Here is a 19,391-nt window from a genome sequence, read left to right on the forward strand (position 1 = left end):
GAATGAGTACAAACCGACATCAAGCACTAGGGCTGACTGATCAGGAAGCCGTTGATATGTATAGAACCATGCTGTTAGCAAGAAAAATCGATGAAAGAATGTGGCTGTTAAACCGTTCTGGCAAAATTCCATTTGTAATCTCTTGTCAAGGACAGGAAGCAGCACAGGTAGGAGCGGCTTTCGCACTTGACCGTGAAATGGATTATGTATTGCCGTACTACAGAGACATGGGTGTCGTGCTCGCGTTTGGCATGACAGCAAAGGACTTAATGATGTCCGGGTTTGCAAAAGCAGCAGATCCGAACTCAGGAGGCCGCCAGATGCCGGGACATTTCGGACAAAAGAAAAACCGCATTGTGACGGGATCATCTCCGGTTACAACGCAAGTGCCGCACGCAGTCGGTATTGCGCTTGCGGGACGTATGGAGAAAAAGGATATCGCAGCCTTTGTTACATTTGGGGAAGGGTCTTCAAACCAAGGCGATTTCCACGAAGGGGCAAACTTTGCCGCTGTCCATAAGCTGCCGGTTATTTTCATGTGTGAAAACAACAAATACGCAATCTCAGTGCCTTACGATAAGCAAGTCGCATGTGAGAACATTTCCGACCGTGCCGTAGGCTATGGGATGCCTGGCGTAACTGTGAATGGAAATGATCCGCTGGAAGTTTATCAAGCGGTCAAAGAAGCACGCGAAAGGGCACGCAGAGGAGAAGGCCCGACATTAATTGAAACGATTTCTTACCGCCTTACACCACATTCCAGTGATGACGATGACAGCAGCTACAGAGGCCGTGAAGAAGTAGAGGAAGCGAAAAAAAGTGATCCCCTGCTTACTTATCAAGCTTACTTAAAGGAAACAGGCCTGCTGTCCCATGAGATAGAACAAACCATGCTGGATGAAATTATGGCAATCGTAAATGAAGCGACGGATGAAGCGGAGAACGCCCCATATGCAGCTCCTGAGTCAGCGCTTGATTATGTGTATGCGAAGTAGGGAGGAAGAACAAATGTCAGTAATGTCATATATTGATGCAATCAATTTGGCGATGAAAGAAGAAATGGAACGAGATTCTCGCGTTTTCGTCCTTGGGGAAGATGTAGGAAGAAAAGGCGGTGTGTTTAAAGCGACAGCCGGACTCTATGAACAATTTGGGGAAGAGCGCGTTATGGATACGCCGCTTGCTGAATCTGCGATCGCAGGAGTCGGTATCGGAGCGGCAATGTACGGAATGAGACCGATTGCTGAAATGCAGTTTGCTGATTTCATTATGCCGGCAGTCAACCAAATTATTTCTGAAGCGGCTAAAATCCGCTACCGCAGCAACAATGACTGGAGCTGTCCGATTGTCGTCAGAGCGCCATACGGCGGAGGCGTGCACGGGGCCCTGTATCATTCTCAATCAGTCGAAGCAATTTTCGCCAACCAGCCCGGACTGAAAATTGTCATGCCGTCAACACCATATGACGCGAAAGGGCTCTTAAAAGCCGCAGTTCGTGATGAAGACCCAGTGCTGTTTTTTGAGCACAAGCGGGCATACCGTCTGATAAAGGGAGAGGTTCCGGCTGATGATTATGTCCTGCCAATTGGCAAGGCTGACGTAAAACGGGAAGGCGACGACATCACAGTGATCACATACGGTCTGTGTGTCCACTTCGCCTTACAAGCTGCAGAACGTCTCGAAAAAGATGGCATTTCAGCGCATGTGGTGGATTTAAGAACAGTTTACCCGCTTGATAAAGAAGCCATCATCGAAGCTGCGTCCAAAACTGGAAAGGTTCTTTTGGTCACAGAAGATACAAAAGAAGGCAGCATCATGAGCGAAGTAGCCGCAATTATATCCGAGCATTGTCTGTTCGACTTAGACGCGCCGATCAAACGGCTTGCAGGTCCTGATATTCCGGCTATGCCTTATGCGCCGACAATGGAAAAATACTTTATGGTCAACCCTGATAAAGTGGAAGCGGCGATGAGAGAATTAGCGGAGTTTTAAAGACGTAAGGGAGGATACAATCATGGCAATTGAACAAATGACGATGCCGCAGCTTGGAGAAAGCGTAACAGAGGGGACGATCAGCAAATGGCTTGTCGCCCCCGGTGATAAAGTGAACAAATACGATCCGATCGCGGAAGTCATGACAGATAAGGTAAATGCAGAGGTTCCGTCTTCTTTTACTGGTACAATAACAGAGCTTGTGGGAGAAGAAGGCCAAACCCTGCAAGTCGGAGAAGTGATTTGCAAAATTGAAACAGAAGGCGCGAATCCGGCTGAACAAAAACAAGAACAGCCAGCTGCATCAAAAGCCGCTGAGACGCCTGCTGCAAAAAGTGCCGAAGCCGCTGATCAGCCCAATAAAAAGCGCTACTCGCCAGCTGTACTCCGTTTGGCCGGAGAGCACGGCATTGATCTAGAACAAGTAACAGGAACAGGTGCCGGCGGGCGCATCACCCGAAAAGATATTCAGCGCTTAATTGAAACAGGCGGCGCGCAAGAACAGAAGGCTGAGGAGCCGAAAACAGCAGCTCCTGCACCGAAGTCTGCATCAAAACCTGAGCCAAAAGAAGAGACATCATATCCTGCGTCTGCAGCCGGTGATAAAGAAATTCCTGTCACAGGTGTAAGAAAAGCAATTGCTTCCAATATGAAGCGCAGCAAAACAGAAATTCCGCATGCTTGGACGATGATGGAAGTCGACGTCACAAATATGGTTGCATATCGCAACAGTATAAAAGATTCCTTTAAGAAGACAGAAGGCTTTAATTTAACGTTCTTCGCCTTTTTTGTAAAAGCGGTCGCTCAGGCGTTAAAAGAATTCCCGCAAATGAATAGCATGTGGGCGGGCGACAAAATTATTCAGAAAAAGGATATCAATATTTCAATTGCAGTTGCCACAGAGGATTCTTTATTTGTTCCGGTGATTAAAAACGCTGATGAAAAAACAATTAAAGGCATTGCGAAAGAAATTACCGGTCTTGCCAAAAAAGTAAGAGACGGAAAACTCACTGCAGATGACATGCAGGGAGGCACGTTTACCGTCAACAACACAGGTTCGTTCGGCTCTGTTCAGTCAATGGGCATTATCAACTACCCTCAGGCTGCGATTCTTCAAGTAGAATCCATCGTCAAACGCCCGGTTGTCATGGACAATGGCATGATTGCTGTCAGAGACATGGTTAATCTGTGTCTGTCCTTAGATCACAGAGTGCTTGACGGTCTCGTGTGCGGACGATTCCTCGGACGAGTGAAACAAATTTTAGAATCGATTGACGAGAAGACATCTGTTTACTAAATAAGAAAAAAGAGCATTTTTTGAAGTTTTGTTTCAAAAAATGCTCTTTTTCTATTATTCAGCGATTCGTATTTTCATTTCGACACGATATTCTTCTTGTTTTTTCGGGGAGTAATGAATCGGTATGATTAACTCGTAAACATCACTGACAACTGTTAATTGGCGGTCTGCGATATACTTGATAAGCTTCTGTAAGTTGAGAAAATAATGTTCAGGCGAAAAATTATACGCGATACACGCATACCTCCCTTTAGGGATCGTTGTGATTTCCATATCCGGCGTAATTGATGAAATCTGTTTATTCGTCAATACAGGCGTGAAAATATGACGGTAAGTCATTTCATCAATGCTGGTGTAGGGCTGAAAAGAGAAAGTAGCGCCGTAGCTATTGTTCGTAAATCCATCTGCTGACTCGATAAATTTTTTTAATTTGCTGTAGGAGGCATTGAGCACGTTTTCAGGCCCGATTCCTTCTGCCTCTGTCTGAATGATCCGTATTTCTTCTTCATCTAAAACAAACACCTCACCGAGCGCGGGATATTCCATCTGCCGTTTCATCCGCTTTTTCACCAATGAAATGGTTTGCTCCAGTGCTGATAAAAAGTCTAATTTCTCCCTGATTTGCCTCTCCTGCTCGGTATAAAAAGCAAACAGTTCTCCCATCTCTAAGTCCTGTGCTTTTTTCATTTCTTCCAAAGGTGTGCCGATATATTTCAATGATTTGATCAAATCCAGATGAATGAGCTGAGCATCTGTATAATAGCGGTAGCTGGTATCCGGGTCGACGTAGGCTGGTTTAAATAAATCAATTTTATCGTAATAACGGAGCGCTTTAATCGACACGTTTGCCAGTTTTGAAACTTCCCCAATTGAGTAATACGATTCCTTCATGCCATCACTCCTTCTATCATCAGTATAAAGAAGAAGCGCATTCTTTGCAGTACACAAAGAATGCGCTTCTTATCACGTGCTGGCTTTAAGATGTGCAGGCGCTTTCCAAGCAATGGTCAGTGCAATCCCTATGGCTAAGGTGACCGTTGCAAAGTAGAAAGGATAGTTTACATCAATATCGAACAGCATTCCGCCGATAATAGGCCCGAATACATTGCCGATACTTGTAAACATTGAATTCATACCGCCGGCAAACCCCTGTTCATTTCCCGCAATCTTTGACAGGTAAGTCGTTACCGCAGGCCGCATGAGATCAAATCCGACAAATACGGTGACCGTAACCAGCAGAATCGCAACATATGAATGGACTGTTGTCAGCAAGAATACCAGACTCGTCGAGAGAATTAAGCTGTACCGAATTAAATGGATTTCGCCAAACCATCTTGTGAAGCGGTCGAATAAGACGACTTGCGTAATGGCGCCAACAATCGCTCCTCCTGTAATCATAATGGCAATGTCGCTGGCCGTAAATCCGAATTTATGATCCACGAATAATGCAAATAAAGATTCAAATGATGCTAAACCAAAAGACGAAATTAAGATAATGAGAAAAGCTATGAAATACATGGGGGCAAAAATCCGTTTAAAGCCTGTCTTCTGTCCTTTTATTTCCTGATTTTCAGGGTTTCGTTCCGGCTCGCGCAGCGTGAGGATTGATAAAATGGCTGCTAACAGTGCAAAAGCTGCCGCAAAGAAAAAAGGCAGCCGGGAATGGACTTCTGCTAAAAATCCCCCGATGCCGGGGCCGATAATAAATCCTGTTGAAATAGCGGCTGACATATAACCGAGCGCTTTTGGCCTCGTTTTAATGGTCGTGATATCTGCAATAAAAGCCGTGACCCCGGGCATAATGAAGGCTGCGCTGATACCGCCCAGCATACGGGAGATAAATAACATCTCAACTGTTTTTCCAATGCCGAATAAAAACTCCGACACACTAAAGAACAACAGGCCGATCACGATCATGATCTTGCGCCCGAAGCGATCAACCCATCGTCCGGCTATTGGTGAGACAATGAGCTGTGTAATAGCGAAGCAGGCAACCATATAGCCGACCGCGCTCCCCGATAAATGCAATTCATTCATAATGGTCGGCGTTACTGGAATCACAAGCCCGATCCCCAAAAAAGCAATAAATAAATTGGTTAATAATATCGTTAAGGTAATATTTTTCTTCTCCATATGACTTCCCCTTTTTCAAGTGTGTATCCCTTATACTGTAAGACCTCCTCCTAGGGGAGAGTCAACGGATTTGCAAAATCTTTCTAAAGCCTTATGACAGTTATTCATTTGCGGGAACAAGCATGTCGATATGCTGCGGCAGGACCTGAATGACTGCGGGTGTATGTGTATAAACTTCTCCATCCATATCCGCCTTTTTGGCAGTGTCTGTTTCAATTTCGATACGGGAGGCCTGGACATAGGACAGCTCTCCGGTAAAACGATCAATTGAGCCCTGTTCCATGCTCATCAGCTCCCGCAACGCGGTGAGGTTGGTGTTGCGGCATATGAGAACATCAAGTAAGCCGTCTTCAATACTGGCATCGGGCAGAGGAATTCGATTCGTTCCAATGTATTGGCCATTCATCACAAGCAGCATAACGGCTTCTTCTATAATTTCTTTTCCGTCAATTTTTAATGTCATCGGAAACGATGCAGCGGATGAGACGGTTCGCAACGCACTTGTAAAATAGCTGATTTTTCCCAATAATGCTTTTTCCGTTTCATTAATTTGATTCGACGTTTCTGCAATTAAGCCGATCCCCCAGAAATTTAAAAAATAACGGTCATTCATCTGACATACGTCTACGCTGGTTTTATTTCCTGCCATAAGTGCTTCCGCGGCCTTTGCAAGATTTTGAGGGATGCCAAGCACTCTTGAAAAGTCATTGCACGTGCCGCCGGGCAAAATTCCGACCGCGGGTTTTCTTTCTAGAGCGCTGATAGCATTTATGCATTGATGGATCGTGCCGTCGCCGCCGAGAATGAAGACGGTGTCGACAGAATCATCAATGGATCGGCAAAAATGATACGCATCATCCTTTTTCTTTGTCTGTTTAATAATCACCTCATCTAAATGGTGAGATAAAACCGGCACGACAGCACCAAGTGCTTTTTCTATATTTTTGTTGCCGGCATTTCCGTTATGAATCAGTAACGCTTTCCGGTGGCTCATATACAACTGCTCCTTTATTTTACTTCTGGTTTTATAATCCCCTTTTTCTGTAAGCAGTAAACGAAGAGCAAAAAAAGTGCACGGCGAAGCAAAGTCATTTGCCGATATGGACGTTTCCTTGCTATCATAAGAACAGATGATGAAAAAGGAGAGGTCTTCATTGAATATGGACTTTAATTTATTTATGAATGATATTGTCCGCCAAGCGAGACAAGAAATAACAGCTGCCGGATACACTGAGCTGAAAACAGCTGAAGAGGTGGATGAGGCACTTACGAAAAAAGGAACGACGCTTGTCATGGTAAACTCTGTTTGCGGATGCGCCGGAGGAATTGCAAGACCGGCAGCCTACCATTCCGTTCACTATGATAAAAGACCTGATCAGCTCGTCACCGTTTTTGCCGGACAGGATAAAGAAGCGACAGCGCGTGCGCGTGACTATTTTGAAGGTTATCCGCCATCTTCTCCGTCCTTTGCGATTTTGAAAGACGGAAAGATCATGAAAATGGTAGAGCGTCATGAAATTGAAGGCCATGAGCCGATGGCCGTAGTGGCAAAGCTGCAGGAAGCCTTTGAAGAATATTGTGAAGAAGTATAAGACGAACAACCCGGATGCTCAAAGCAGCCCGGGTTTTTTTGTGCATAAATTTCCAAGAGTATATGAATAAATATTAAGGGATTATTCAATCGGATTGTACAGTGATTTTATTTTTATCTAGTAATATCAAAAAGAGATCACTGGAAAGATAAGCTTGAAGATAATTTTTAAAAATAGTATTGCATAAAAATAAGAAACTGTTTAAAATACAAATTAACGAATAAATATTCAAATACACAAAAGTAATGAATACGGGGGAAATGGATCATGAAAAAATGGCTCTTATTACTTGTAGCTGCCTGCATTACCTTTGCATTATCTGCTTGCGGCTCAAGCAATTCAGGTTCAGAAGGCGGCAAGAAAAAATTAATTATGGGTACTTCGGCGGATTACAAACCGTTTGAATATAAAGAAGGCGATAATATTGTCGGCTTTGATGTAGAGTTGGCAAAAGCTCTGGCGAAGAAGGCAGGCTATGAAATTGAAGTGCAGGATATGGACTTCAACAGCTTAATTACAGCGCTTAAATCAAAACAGGTGGATCTCGTTCTGTCAGGAATGACACCAACGCCTGAGCGTAAAAAACAAGTTGATTTTTCAGATGTGTATTACACAGCGAACCATATGATTGTCAGCAAAAAAGACAGCGGCATTCAATCTTTGAAAGACCTGAAAGGAAAAACAGTTGGCGTTCAGCTTGGCTCTATTCAGGAAGAGAAGGGGAAAGAGCTTTCTCCGGAATATGGTTTTAAAACAGAAGACCGCAACAGAATTTCTGATTTGGTGCAGGAAATCAAATCTGACCGCTTCGATGCCGCGATTATTGAAGACATTGTTGCAGAAGGGTATTTCAAATCAAATGATGACCTGCAAGGCTTTGTGATTCCTGATGCGAAAGCGGAAGAAGCCGGTTCAGCAATTGCTTTCAGAAAGGACAGTGAACTGACAGACAAATTCAATAAAGCGCTCAAGGAAATGGAAGATAACGGAGAGCTTGAGAAATTGAAGAAAAAATGGTTCACTGGCGAGAAGTAAAAAAAGCGGCTCAACTTTTTCGTTGAGCCTTTTTATTGAATAGGAAACTTTTTTCCTGTAAGAAAAGGAGACAAAGGCTATGAATTTGGATTTTTCAGCAACGATCCCCCAAATTCCTTTTATATTAGAAGGCTTGGCAATTACATTAAAAATTGTTGTTGTATCTGCTATTATCGGACTTATACTCGGTATTGTGCTAAGCTTATGCAAGATCAGCACATTCCGCCCGTTTATCTGGATCGCTGATTTTTATACATCAGTGTTCCGAGGCACGCCTTTAGTGCTGCAGCTTATGATTGTCTATTTTGGCCTTCCTCAGCTGCTCGGATTTCAAATTGACCAGTTTTGGGCTGCGGTTGTCGCATTGTCTTTGAATTCCGCCGCTTATGTATCGGAAATTATTAGAGCCGGAATCAATGCCATTGATAAAGGGCAAAAAGAAGCTGCTGTTGCACTCGGTGTCCCGTATGGAAAAATGATGAAGGATCTGCTGCTGCCGCAGGCCTTCAAAAATATATCACCTGCAATTGTGAATGAATTAATTACGTTAACAAAAGAATCGGCGATCGTTACCGTCATCGGGCTTGGTGATGTCATGAGACGCGCATATCAAGCTGGCGCCGCCACTTACAATTACCTTGAGCCGCTTATTATCGCGGGATTGATTTATTATGTGCTTGTCCTGATTTTAACGTTTATCGGCAAGGCTGTAGAAAGGAAGCTGAAATCCAATGATTAAGGTTGAAAAGCTGTCAAAATCATTTGGGAAACACGAAGTATTAAAAAACATTTCAACAACAATCGCTGAGGGTGAGGTTGTTGCCGTGATCGGTCCTTCAGGCTCAGGCAAATCAACGTTCTTACGCTGTTTAAACCTGTTGGAAAAGCCTAACGGCGGAACCATTACAATAAAAGACACAGAGATTACGAAGCCAAAAACCAACACATTAAAGGTCCGGGAAAACATCGGGATGGTTTTTCAGCATTTTCATCTCTTTCCGCACAAAACGGTTCTCGAAAACATTATGTACGCGCCTGTCAATGTAAAAAAAGAATCAAAACAGGCTGCAAAGGAGAAAGCTGAGGACCTGCTCCGCAAAGTCGGTTTGTTTGAAAAGCGAAATGACTATCCAAACCGTTTGTCTGGCGGACAAAAACAGCGTGTCGCGATTGCCAGGGCTCTTGCGATGAATCCGGACATCATGCTGTTTGACGAGCCGACCTCCGCCCTTGATCCAGAGATGGTTAAAGAAGTGCTACAGGTGATGAAAGAGCTGGTCGAAACCGGCATGACCATGGTGATTGTCACACATGAAATGGGCTTCGCAAAAGAAGTGGCAGACCGCGTGCTGTTTATGGACCAAGGAATGATTGTCGAAGACGGCAATCCGAAGGAATTTTTTATGTCGCCAAAATCCAAAAGAGCGCAGGACTTTTTAGAGAAAATATTATAGAATATAAAAAAGAAGAAGGCTGGCCGCCTCTTCTTTTTTATTGAAGAAACAAATAGAAATGGAGACCGACATGTTTAAAATTGGTTATCGCACAATAAAGACCGCGCTAGGAACAGCTTTGGCTATTTATATAAGCCAGTTATTGCATTTGCAAAACTTCGCATCAGCAGGAATCATCACCATTTTGTGCATACAAATCACACAAAAACGGTCGCTTCAGGCCTCATGGGCCCGCTTTGCGGCATGTTGTCTGGCAATTGTTTTTTCTTATCTCTTTTTCGAGCTTATTGGCTACCACCCGTTTGTGATCGGAGCGCTTCTTTTGATATTCATTCCGATAACGGTTCTGTTAAAAATTAACGAGGGTATCGTCACCAGTTCCGTTATTATCCTTCATTTATACATGTCCGGCGGCATTACGCTTGCTTTCATCTGGAATGAAGTTCAGCTGATTACGGTTGGCATCGGCGTCGCTCTATTGATGAACTTGTATATGCCTAGTCTTGACCGGAAACTGATTGCCTACCGCAAAAAGATAGAGGATAACTTTGCTGTCATTTTTGCAGAAATCGAACGGTATTTGTTAACTGGTGAGCAAGATTGGTCAGGAAAAGAAATTCCGGAAACGCACCAGCTCATTACGGAGGCTAAAAACCTGGCATATCGAGATGTGCAAAACCACATTTTGCGTTATGAAAATCTGCATTATCATTATTTTAAAATGAGAGAAAAGCAATTTGAAATTATCGAACGCCTTCTCCCTAAAGTGACATCGATCTCCATTACGGTAGATCAGGGAAAAATGATCGCTGAATTTATTCATGATTTGCGGGAGGCGATACACCCTGGGAATACAGCGTATAAATTTCTGAAAAGACTTGCTGACATGAGAAAAGAATTTGAGGAGATGCCGCTTCCTGCGACTAGGGAGGAATTTGAAGCGAGGGCCGCTCTCTTCCATCTTCTCGGCGAAATGGAACAATATTTAGTGATTAAAAGTTATTTTAAAGGAATAAAAGCGCAAAAATCACTCGGATGATTCGCATGAGCTCTTCCTTCATTGGTCAACCTAATGAAAAAGGAGGAGCTTATGCGTTTTTTCTTATGTTCGATTTTCATGATGATTTCACCGATTTGGCCGCTCGGCGAAAATCCGCTGCCGGGTGATCCGTATGTTATTGTCAACAAGCGAACAAATGAACTTGCTGTTATCCTCGACAACAAAGTAGAAGGCGTGTATAGTGTGGCGACTGGAAAAACAGATGATTTGACGCCTGAAGGAGAGTTTTCGGTAACGGTAAAAGCGGAAAATCCTTACTACAGAAAGAAAAATATTGAAGGGGGATCTCCTGACAACCCGCTTGGGGCCAGATGGGTCGGATTTGACGCGAAAGGAACGGACGGGCGGATTTATGGAATTCATGGGACAAACCGAGAGGAATCAGTAGGAAAATTTGTGTCTAACGGCTGCATACGTATGCATAACGATGAGGTCGTACATTTGTTTCAAACGATACCAGTAGGAACGAGAGTGCTGATCACGGACGACAACCGCTCTTTTGAGGAGATTGCCATCGAGCATAAAGCTCTGATAAAAAAGCAGGATATTCCCATTGAATAAGGCGCCTGCTTTTTTATCGTTATAAAAACATGACGATTCCTGAGAGTACAGTTGAAAGAATAAAAACTCCCAAAATCACGATCAAAACGCTTTTCATCAGTTTTTGAGACATGATTTTCACTCCTTAAACAATCTGTCTATATTTTAGCGTGTTTTGAATGGGTGGACAAGCGATATCTATTAGCGAAAGCAGGGATGCAAATGAACAGGCTTGACCATATCGGGATAGCCGTTTTTTCGATAAAAGATGCTAGAAGCTTTTATGAAAATGTATTGGGGCTTGCATTTCTTCATCAAGAAACGGTTGAAGAACAAAAGGTGAATGTTGCTTTTTTTCAAGCTGGTAGCGTCAAACTTGAGCTGATAGAGCCGTTGACAGCTGACAGCCCCGTCCGTTTATTTTTGGAGAAGAAAGGGCAGGGACTGCATCATATTGCGTTTTTGTGCAACGGCCTATCTGAACAGCTTCAAGCATTGTCTGACCGGCATGTTCGATTGATTGACAGGTATCCAAGACAGGGGGCAAATGGGAAAAAGATCGCGTTTATTTCCCCTCGGGAAACAAACGGTGTTCTTATAGAGCTTTGTGAACCGAAAGGAGACCAACACAATGAGCATGAATGAGCACATGGATCATTTATACACGAAACGCAAGCAGGCAGAAGAAGGCGGAGGACAGGAAAAGCTGGCTCAGCAGCGGCAAAAGGGCAAGCTCACTGCTCGGGAAAGGATCATATTTCTTCTAGATCAGGACAGCTTTATCGAATTAAACCCCTTCATGGAAAGTCAAGTGTTAACAAGAGAACAGCGCATGTTAGGGGATGGGGTCGTGACAGGGTACGGCACAATTGACGGCCGCTCAGTTTATGTATTTGCGCAAGACTTCACAGTATTCGGAGGGGCGCTTGGCGAAACCCATGCCAGGAAAATCTGCGCTTTGATGGATCTGGCAGCAAAAAATAAGGCGCCGATTATCGGGCTGAATGACTCAGGTGGTGCGAGAATTCAAGAGGGTGTGGTATCATTAGATGGATACGGTCACATATTTTACCGAAACGTCTTATATTCCGGAGTCATTCCGCAAATATCGGTTATTTTAGGGCCGTGCGCTGGAGGCGCTGTATATTCTCCGGCACTCACAGATTTTATATTTATGGCTGAACAGACCGGCCGGATGTTTATTACCGGCCCGAAGGTGATTGAAAAAGTGACAGGGGAACAGGTTGATGCGGAGAGCTTAGGCGGAGCGGGGATACATAATGCCGTCAGCGGAAACGCCCACTTTTCCGGACATACGGAGAAGGAGGTTCTGACAGGGGTGAGAAAACTGCTGTCTTATTTGCCGCTGAATGGCCGGACAACAGAGCCGAAGCCAGCGAAAGAGGCGTCCAGACCATTATTAAACCATCTTGTCCCTGCTGATACGACAAAGCCTTATGATGTTCGGAAGGTGATCAGGGAGCTGGCTGACCCGCAGTCTTTTTTTGAGATTCAGCCATTTTTTGCGAAGAACATTGTCATTGGGTTTGCAAGGCTGGGTGAAAAAGCAATCGGCATTGTTGCGAGCCAGCCGAAGCATCTGGCGGGAAGCCTGACGATTGACGCTGCTGATAAAGCAGCAAGGTTCATCCGTTTTTGTGACGCATTTGATATCCCGCTATTGACTGTCGAAGATGTCCCGGGGTTTCTGCCGGGTATTCAGCAAGAGCACAATGGAATCATCAGGCATGGAGCAAAATTATTGTTTGCTTATGCTGAAGCTACTGTCCCAAAAGTCACACTCATCATTAGAAAAGCGTACGGCGGCGCCTATGTGGCCATGAACAGCAAAGCGATCGGAGCGGACCTTGTGTTTGCATGGCCGAATGCTGAAATCGCAGTGATGGGTCCAGAAGGTGCGGCATCGATTTTGTATGAAAAGGAAATCAAAGCTTCAGCTGACCCGCAAAAGACGAAACGCGAAAAAACAGCTGAATACAAAAAGCAAAACGCCGGCCCATACAAAGCGGCCGCTTGTGGAATGGTCGATGACATCATTTTGCCGGAAGAATCAAGGGGAAGACTGATTCAAGCTTTTCATATGCTTGCACATAAGACAGAAGAGAGACCGAAAAAAAAGCACGGTAACATACCGCTTTAACATGGAGGGACTTACAAATGGTGAATGAAAAACGCCTGCTGGAAGAATTTTTAGAGCTTGTCCAAATTGACTCAGAAACAAAGCACGAAGCTGAAATCTGCAAAGTGCTGAAACGAAAATTTTCTGATTTAGGGGTGGACGTTAAAGAAGACGATACAATGGATATCACGGGCCACGGAGCCGGTAACCTGATTTGCACGCTAAAAGGGACAAAACAAACAGATACGATCTATTTTACATCTCATATGGACACAGTTGTACCCGGAAACGGCGTAAAACCAGTTGTAGAGAACGGTTACGTCAAAACTGACGGCACGACGATTTTAGGCGCTGATGATAAAGCGGGATTGGCTGCAATGTTTGAGGCGATTAAGGTGCTGAAAGAAGAAAACATTGAACACGGCACGATTGAATTCATCATCACAGTAGGGGAAGAATCGGGTCTGATCGGAGCGAAGGCTCTTGACCGTTCTATGATCACTGCATCCTACGGCTATGCCCTTGATTCAGACGGAAAAGTTGGAAATATCATTGTGGCCGCGCCGACACAGGCGAAGGTAAGAGCGGCAATTTTCGGGAAAACCGCTCACGCCGGGGTTGAACCTGAAAAAGGCATTTCAGCGATTACAATCGCTAGCAAAGCCATTTCAAAAATGCCATTGGGCCGTATCGATGAAGAAACAACAGCTAATATCGGCCGGTTTGAAGGCGGCACACAAACAAACATTGTGTGCGACGAAGTTCATATTCTTGCTGAAGCGCGCTCTTTAGTTCCTGAGAAAATGGAAGCTCAGGTTCAAAAAATGAAAGCTGCTTTTGAAGAGGCAGCTGCTGATATGGGCGGACGCGCAGAAGTCGAAATTGAGGTTATGTATCCGGGCTTTAAATATCAAGACGGCGACCAAGTTGTTGAAATCGCGAAAAAAGCGGCTGCTAAAATCGGACGTCCAAGCGAGCTGCAAACGAGCGGCGGCGGAAGCGACGCGAACGTAATCGCTGGTCATGGCATCCCGACGGTCAATCTTGCTGTCGGTTATGAGCAAATCCATACAAAAAATGAAAAAATGCCGATCGAAGAGCTCGTTAAAACGGCAGAAATGGTTGTTGCCATTATTGAAGAGGCGGCAAAATAAAAAAAGAAAACCCGAGTGCGATTTCCCGCATCGGGTTTTTTTAGCTCCGTTTCCTAAGCGGCCAAAATAACACATCCTGTTTTTTAGCGTAATGAAGCAAGGGATCTGACTCTGGCAATGTAATGCCGTGAGCATCAGTCACCGTATTGACTGAAATTTCCGCTTCGGCGTTTTGCAGCAGCCATGGATGATGATGGATGTCTTCGTAATAGAGTTTGCTTTGATTGGTAGTATAGAGTCTATACCGTTCTGTCAGCCAGTAATCGAGCGAATCCTTTTCTGCTGTAAAAGGCGCTGAAATGGGCCGATATGCGGCGTGGAATGCTGCTTCTTTGTCATCTTTCCGCTTGCTGACATAGTCAATGGCATCACCGTTTTTTTCGGCTTTCATATCCGCGTAAAAATAAGGCAGATGAAAGAATGTGCGAGCGCCAAGGACCGCCAGACGATGATCGGCATCTAAGCTAAAAAAATAAATGCCGGGCTTGCCTTTATACGTGACATAGGTGCGGAGGTTAAGCTCAGGAAATGCACGCGCACCGGGAATGGCAGGAAGATAACGCGCCCTCAGGTTCGTGAGCATAAAGGGAAGCATGCTGATCCAAGCTTGCCCGTTATATGTATCTAATTCTAAAACGGACGGTACCAAAGCGCGAAGGATAGAAACATCAACAGGCCAGTGAGCAAATAAGACATCATTCCAGGTTTGTCTCATGATCCAGATTCCTTCAGGTACAGAAATGTTTTTTTGCTGAAAGTGTTCCGTCAACGTATATGCTCCTTTCGTTTGGAGGTGAGTAAAGGTATTCCCGATTTCCTTCTTTTTAAACGATACGGCTATTTTTTAGGATGGCCATTTCTGCTTCAGCCATGATAAACAAGACTGTTTGGCGCGGTATGCTTTGCAAGTAACAAAAAAACAACCCCGGCTTTTCGCGCGGGGTTGCTTTTTTATTTCACCGACTCAGTAAGAGCAGCTGTTTTTTTATTTTTATGATGCGTCATCTGAAGGACGATGTTTTGCACTGTCAAAAACAGTCCGCTTGTAAACCAGTACAGCGGAAGGGCTGCCGGGACATTAAGCGAGAAAATCGTCATCATCACAGGGAAGATGAACACCATCAATTTTGCGGATTGCTGCGCCGCAGGGTTTTGCGGGACAGCGGAATATTTCGCGCTCAGTTTTTGAGCGATATAGGCTTGGACAAAATACATAATCCCTGCACTAAGGGACATGAGAATATCAGATTGCCCTAAACTGAACCATAGAAACGAGTGTGACGCAATTTCAGGTGTTGAGCGAATCGCGTAATAAAGCCCAATCATAATCGGAGACTGAATCAGCATTGGAAGACAGCCCATCGCAAGCGGGTTGATATTATGCTCCTGATACAGCTTCATCATTTCCATTTGCAGCTCTTTTTGCTTTTCCGGGTCCTTCGTCTTTTTCAACTTAACCTGGATACTGTCAACCTGAGGTTTAATAACGGCCATTTTCTCTTGGAAGATGCGCTGTTTTTTGAACTGATTGACAAACAAAGGCAATACAACTATACGCACAATAATGGTTACGAGGATAATAGAGAGTCCGTATTCTCCGTGAAACAGCCCGGCAACACCCTTAAGCAGAGCGGAAAACGGTTCGATTAAATAATCGTGGAAAAACCCTACGTTGCTGAGGCCTCCCACCTGATTCGTCGCTGCAAATGCAGCATTGCCCGAGCATAATACGATCAAAAAGATACCCATAGCCAAAAGTTTTTGATATGTTTTTAACAATTTTGTTCTCCTCCTTTTTATAAATGCGGTTTATAAAAGAAGAGAACTGGCGTCTTCCTCATCATTCACAGGCGAATTCATGCGGAAGACTTTACGTATCCAAGTTGTAATGCGATGATATATAATAATAAGAAAGTCTGTTCGGTTAATGTGAAAGACTGTCTGATGTTCATCTGTTCGTTTGGATTTCCATTGCTCGCCGGCACGGCACTCCCGTAAGAGGAATGCAATCCCGATTGCCGTCAGAGCAGGAAGAATAATTGTGAAAAAATCGACTAAGAATAAAACGTCATTTATCGATTCCACAAACATTTTAATCACATCCATTCAGTACCTTCATTTTACTATATGTACAAGCCGTTGTCTAATGAACGAAAAGGAGATTTGTTTATGCCGGGAAAGAGCCGAATTATTTTCCATATTGATATGAATAGCTTTTATGCATCGGTTGAAATGGCATATGATCCGGCTCTCCGGGGAAAGCCGGTCGCAGTTGCCGGAAACGTAAAGGAGCGAAAGGGCATTGTGGTGACATGCAGCTACGAAGCAAGGGCGCTCGGCGTCAAAACAACGATGCCGGTTTGGCAAGCGAAGCGCCATTGTCCAGAGCTCATCGTTCTTCCGCCGAACTTTGACCGCTATAGAAACTCTTCACGAGCGATGTTTACCATTCTCCGTGAATATACTGACCTGGTGGAGCCTGTCTCCATCGATGAGGGCTATATGGACATGACCGATACACCATACAGCAGCCGGGCTCTGGAGACGGCAAAAGAAATCCAAAGCAGATTGCAAAAAGAGCTGCTGCTTCCGTCAAGCATAGGAATCGCGCCGAATAAATTTCTCGCTAAGATGGCGTCTGATATGAAAAAACCGCTTGGAATTACGATCTTAAGAAAGAGGCAAGTGCCTGATATCCTGTGGCCGCTTCCTGTTGGAGAGATGCACGGAGTCGGCAAAAAGACAGCGGAAAAACTGAAGGGACTCGGCATCCATACAATCGGAGAGCTAGCTGCAGCTGATGAACACTCGCTGAAGCGCCTGCTTGGCATCAACGGTCCGCGCCTTAAAAATAAAGCAAATGGCATTCACCATGCGCCGGTTGACCCGGAGCGCATTTACGAATTTAAAAGCGTCGGCAACTCATCGACACTTTCCCATGATTCCAGTGATGAAGAAGAGCTGTTAGGCGTTTTTAGAAAGCTTGCCGCTTCTGTGAGTGCCCGTTTACAGCGAAAGGAAGTCATGGCTTCGAAGCTTTTTATTATGATTAGATATGCGGATTGGAAAACCATCACAAGAAGCACCACGCTGAGAAACCCGATTGATCAAAAAAACGACATTTTGAAAGAAGCGGAGCACCTCTTTTTTAAACATTGGAGTAAAAATCCTGTCAGGCTGCTTGGCATTACCGGAACGGATTTAGTAGAAAAAGAGCAGGCCTATAAGCAGCTCGATTTGTTCAGCTTTAATGAGGATGCGAAGGATGAGCCCATTCAGCAGATGATGGAAAAGCTGAATAAAAAGTACGGTACCAAACTGATCAGAAAAGGGGCAACATTAAAAAAAGAGGAGAGCAAAACACAGGGAACAAGCTTTAATAAAGATTTTTTTCAAGATGAAAAGAAAAGCTGAATCGCTTGAAAAAAAGGGTGAATGTATGGTAATTTCTTTATTATAAATATCATTTTATTTTAATTTAAATTTTAAAATGATTAAACGTTTGCAGAAGGGACGTTAGAATATGTCAAAACAACAAATCGGCGTTATCGGACTTGCGGTCATGGGTAAAAATCTGGCTTTAAATATCGAAAGCCGGGGATTTTCTGTTTCTGTTTACAACAGATCAAGCAGTAAAACTGAGGAGTTTTTACAGGAGGCAAAAGGAAAAAATGTTGTTGGCACTTACAGCATTGAAGAATTTGTCCAATCCTTGGAAACACCGCGCAAAATCTTATTAATGGTTAAAGCGGGAACTGCAACAGATGCGACAATTCAATCTCTTCTTCCTCATCTAGAGAAGGATGATATTTTAATTGACGGCGGTAATACATACTATAAAGATACACAGCGCCGTAACAAAGAACTCGCTGAAAGCGGCATTCATTTTATCGGAACAGGCGTTTCCGGCGGAGAAGAAGGGGCACTTAAAGGACCTTCTATCATGCCTGGCGGACAAAAAGAAGCACATGAGCTTGTAAAACCGATTCTTGAAGCCATTTCTGCAAAAGTTGACGGAGAACCTTGTACGACATATATCGGTCCGGACGGCGCCGGCCATTACGTAAAAATGGTGCACAACGGAATTGAATACGGAGATATGCAGCTGATCTCTGAATCATATTTCATTCTGAAACAGGTGCTGGGCCTTTCTGCTGATGAGCTTCACGAAGTTTTCGCTGAATGGAATAAAGGTGAGCTTGACAGCTACTTGATTGAGATTACAGCTGACATCTTTATGAAAAAAGACGAAGAAACAGGCAAACCGCTTGTTGATGTGATTCTTGATAAAGCAGGCCAAAAAGGAACAGGAAAATGGACAAGCCAAAGCGCACTTGACTTAGGTGTTCCGCTTCCGATTATTACTGAATCTGTATTCGCGCGCTTTATCTCAGCTATGAAGGAAGAGCGTGTGAAAGCGAGCGGCCTTCTTTCAGGACCAGAAGTGAAGCCTGTTACAGAAAATAAAGAAGAGCTGATTGAAGCGGTCAGAAAAGCGTTGTTTATGAGTAAAATCTGTTCATACGCGCAAGGATTTGCCCAAATGAAAGCTGCTTCTGAAGAATACAACTGGGATCTGAAATATGGTGAAATCGCTATGATCTTCCGCGGTGGTTGCATCATTCGCGCGGCATTCCTTCAGAAGATCAAAGAAGCTTACGATCGCGAGCCTGAGCTTGACAACCTGCTTCTTGACAGCTATTTCAAGAATATTGTAGAAAGCTATCAAGGAGCGCTTCGCCAAGTGATTTCACTTGCAGTTGCCCAAGGTGTGCCGGTGCCATCATTCTCAAGCGCATTAGCCTACTATGACAGCTACCGCACAGCCGTACTGCCTGCAAACTTAATCCAAGCACAGCGCGACTACTTTGGCGCTCATACTTATGAGCGTACTGACAAAGAAGGCATCTTCCATACTGAATGGATGAAGTAATCAATAGAAACCCCCGAAGCTCTTAAGCTTTGGGGGTTTTGTTATTAAGGAGATTGTTATA

At 44.3% G+C, this 19,391-nt stretch carries 21 protein-coding genes; 14 read left to right on the plus strand and 7 right to left on the minus strand.

Annotation, left to right across the window (positions count from 1 at the left end):
* Window positions 1–2 precede the first annotated feature (2 nt).
* Genes bfmBAA through bfmBB form a run of 3 tightly spaced genes read left to right on the plus strand, consistent with a single transcriptional unit; the run spans window position 3 to window position 3,289 of the window.
* Window positions 3–995: a 3-methyl-2-oxobutanoate dehydrogenase subunit alpha gene (gene bfmBAA, locus SB658_RS03760; protein WP_097080583.1), complete on the plus strand. Its 993-nt coding sequence runs from the start codon at window positions 3–5 to the stop codon at window positions 993–995.
* A 13-nt stretch (window positions 996–1,008) separates the two neighbouring features.
* Window positions 1,009–1,992 (plus strand): 3-methyl-2-oxobutanoate dehydrogenase subunit beta, encoded by a 984-nt coding sequence (bfmBAB, locus tag SB658_RS03765; protein ID WP_004398638.1) that lies wholly within the window; start codon window positions 1,009–1,011, stop codon window positions 1,990–1,992.
* Window positions 1,993–2,014: 22 nt separating this feature from the next.
* Complete coding sequence (gene bfmBB, locus SB658_RS03770) at window positions 2,015–3,289, plus strand: branched-chain alpha-keto dehydrogenase complex dihydrolipoyllysine-residue (2-methylpropanoyl)transferase (RefSeq protein WP_038829752.1); 1,275 nt, start codon at window positions 2,015–2,017, stop codon at window positions 3,287–3,289.
* A gap of 54 nt (window positions 3,290–3,343) precedes the next feature.
* Here bfmBB and bmrR read toward each other — a convergent pair whose 3' ends face one another.
* The 3 genes from bmrR to SB658_RS03785 all read right to left on the minus strand — a co-directional run bounded on the left by bmrR (window position 3,344) and on the right by SB658_RS03785 (window position 6,416).
* Entirely contained in the window at window positions 3,344–4,180 is an 837-nt protein-coding gene (gene bmrR, locus SB658_RS03775; RefSeq protein WP_021479988.1) for a multidrug efflux transcriptional regulator BmrR, read from the minus strand.
* A gap of 72 nt (window positions 4,181–4,252) precedes the next feature.
* Entirely contained in the window at window positions 4,253–5,422 is a 1,170-nt protein-coding gene (gene bmr, locus SB658_RS03780; RefSeq protein ID WP_085186460.1) for a multidrug efflux MFS transporter Bmr, read from the minus strand.
* 100 nt (window positions 5,423–5,522) lie between these two features.
* A complete protein-coding gene (locus SB658_RS03785) occupies window positions 5,523–6,416 on the minus strand; it encodes a diacylglycerol kinase family lipid kinase (RefSeq protein ID WP_120028351.1) in 894 nt (297 codons plus the stop codon).
* Between the two features lie 160 nt (window positions 6,417–6,576).
* Here SB658_RS03785 and brxB point away from each other — a divergent pair, with 160 nt between their 5' ends.
* The 6 genes from brxB to SB658_RS03815 all read left to right on the plus strand — a co-directional run bounded on the left by brxB (window position 6,577) and on the right by SB658_RS03815 (window position 11,124).
* Window positions 6,577–7,014, plus strand: coding sequence for a bacilliredoxin BrxB (brxB, locus tag SB658_RS03790; RefSeq protein WP_003226477.1), 438 nt, complete (start codon window positions 6,577–6,579; stop codon window positions 7,012–7,014).
* A 267-nt stretch (window positions 7,015–7,281) separates the two neighbouring features.
* Entirely contained in the window at window positions 7,282–8,049 is a 768-nt protein-coding gene (gene artP / locus SB658_RS03795; protein ID WP_003230337.1) for an arginine ABC transporter substrate-binding protein ArtP, read from the plus strand.
* Window positions 8,050–8,128: 79 nt separating this feature from the next.
* The gene (artQ, locus tag SB658_RS03800; RefSeq protein ID WP_003230340.1) at window positions 8,129–8,788 is read left to right on the plus strand and encodes an arginine ABC transporter permease ArtQ; all 660 of its coding nucleotides are present in this window, start codon (window positions 8,129–8,131) and stop codon (window positions 8,786–8,788) included.
* Window positions 8,781–9,503: an arginine ABC transporter ATP-binding protein ArtM gene (gene artM / locus SB658_RS03805; protein WP_014480208.1), complete on the plus strand. Its 723-nt coding sequence runs from the start codon at window positions 8,781–8,783 to the stop codon at window positions 9,501–9,503. The genes artQ and artM overlap by 8 nt, the downstream gene beginning before the upstream one ends.
* Window positions 9,504–9,573: 70 nt before the next feature.
* Window positions 9,574–10,542, plus strand: coding sequence for an aromatic acid exporter family protein (locus SB658_RS03810; protein ID WP_014480207.1), 969 nt, complete (start codon window positions 9,574–9,576; stop codon window positions 10,540–10,542).
* Window positions 10,543–10,593: 51 nt separating this feature from the next.
* The gene (locus tag SB658_RS03815) at window positions 10,594–11,124 is read left to right on the plus strand and encodes a L,D-transpeptidase (RefSeq protein ID WP_049141235.1); all 531 of its coding nucleotides are present in this window, start codon (window positions 10,594–10,596) and stop codon (window positions 11,122–11,124) included.
* A gap of 19 nt (window positions 11,125–11,143) precedes the next feature.
* On the opposite strand, the gene prli42 is transcribed toward SB658_RS03815, so the two are convergent.
* Window positions 11,144–11,236 carry a stressosome-associated protein Prli42 gene (prli42, locus tag SB658_RS03820; RefSeq protein WP_003226489.1) on the minus strand — a complete coding sequence of 31 codons (93 nt, stop codon included), beginning with the start codon at window positions 11,234–11,236 and terminating at the stop codon, window positions 11,144–11,146.
* An 89-nt stretch (window positions 11,237–11,325) separates the two neighbouring features.
* Between prli42 and mce the strand changes: the two genes are divergently transcribed.
* From mce to SB658_RS03835, 3 genes are read left to right on the plus strand one after another with little or no spacing between them, the layout of a single operon-like run.
* Window positions 11,326–11,748 (plus strand): methylmalonyl-CoA epimerase, encoded by a 423-nt coding sequence (gene mce, locus SB658_RS03825; RefSeq protein WP_021479984.1) that lies wholly within the window; start codon window positions 11,326–11,328, stop codon window positions 11,746–11,748.
* On the plus strand, window positions 11,741–13,264 hold the full coding sequence (locus SB658_RS03830; RefSeq protein WP_144500746.1) for an acyl-CoA carboxylase subunit beta: 1,524 nt from the start codon (window positions 11,741–11,743) through the stop codon (window positions 13,262–13,264). The genes mce and SB658_RS03830 overlap by 8 nt, the downstream gene beginning before the upstream one ends.
* Before the next feature lie 17 nt (window positions 13,265–13,281).
* On the plus strand, window positions 13,282–14,397 hold the full coding sequence (locus SB658_RS03835; protein ID WP_003230352.1) for a tripeptidase T: 1,116 nt from the start codon (window positions 13,282–13,284) through the stop codon (window positions 14,395–14,397).
* A 40-nt stretch (window positions 14,398–14,437) separates the two neighbouring features.
* On the opposite strand, the gene SB658_RS03840 is transcribed toward SB658_RS03835, so the two are convergent.
* The 3 genes from SB658_RS03840 to mifM all read right to left on the minus strand — a co-directional run bounded on the left by SB658_RS03840 (window position 14,438) and on the right by mifM (window position 16,494).
* Complete coding sequence (locus SB658_RS03840; protein WP_072173319.1) at window positions 14,438–15,166, minus strand: YqjF family protein; 729 nt, start codon at window positions 15,164–15,166, stop codon at window positions 14,438–14,440.
* A 182-nt stretch (window positions 15,167–15,348) separates the two neighbouring features.
* The gene (locus SB658_RS03845; RefSeq protein ID WP_144500720.1) at window positions 15,349–16,176 is read right to left on the minus strand and encodes a membrane protein insertase YidC; all 828 of its coding nucleotides are present in this window, start codon (window positions 16,174–16,176) and stop codon (window positions 15,349–15,351) included.
* A gap of 30 nt (window positions 16,177–16,206) precedes the next feature.
* The gene (mifM, locus tag SB658_RS03850; protein ID WP_080351490.1) at window positions 16,207–16,494 is read right to left on the minus strand and encodes a membrane protein insertion/folding monitor MifM; all 288 of its coding nucleotides are present in this window, start codon (window positions 16,492–16,494) and stop codon (window positions 16,207–16,209) included.
* A gap of 72 nt (window positions 16,495–16,566) precedes the next feature.
* Between mifM and SB658_RS03855 the strand changes: the two genes are divergently transcribed.
* Together SB658_RS03855 and gndA are read left to right on the plus strand one after the other, a co-directional pair.
* Window positions 16,567–17,811, plus strand: a complete 1,245-nt coding sequence (locus SB658_RS03855; RefSeq protein WP_144500721.1) for a DNA polymerase IV — start codon at window positions 16,567–16,569, stop codon at window positions 17,809–17,811.
* 109 nt (window positions 17,812–17,920) lie between these two features.
* A complete protein-coding gene (gene gndA, locus SB658_RS03860; protein ID WP_120363457.1) occupies window positions 17,921–19,330 on the plus strand; it encodes an NADP-dependent phosphogluconate dehydrogenase in 1,410 nt (469 codons plus the stop codon).
* Window positions 19,331–19,391: the final 61 nt, after the last annotated feature.

Origin of the sequence: Bacillus sp. SIMBA_008 (genome assembly GCF_046535495.1) — a bacterium.
GTDB classification, from domain to species: Bacteria; Bacillota; Bacilli; order Bacillales; family Bacillaceae; genus Bacillus; species Bacillus subtilis.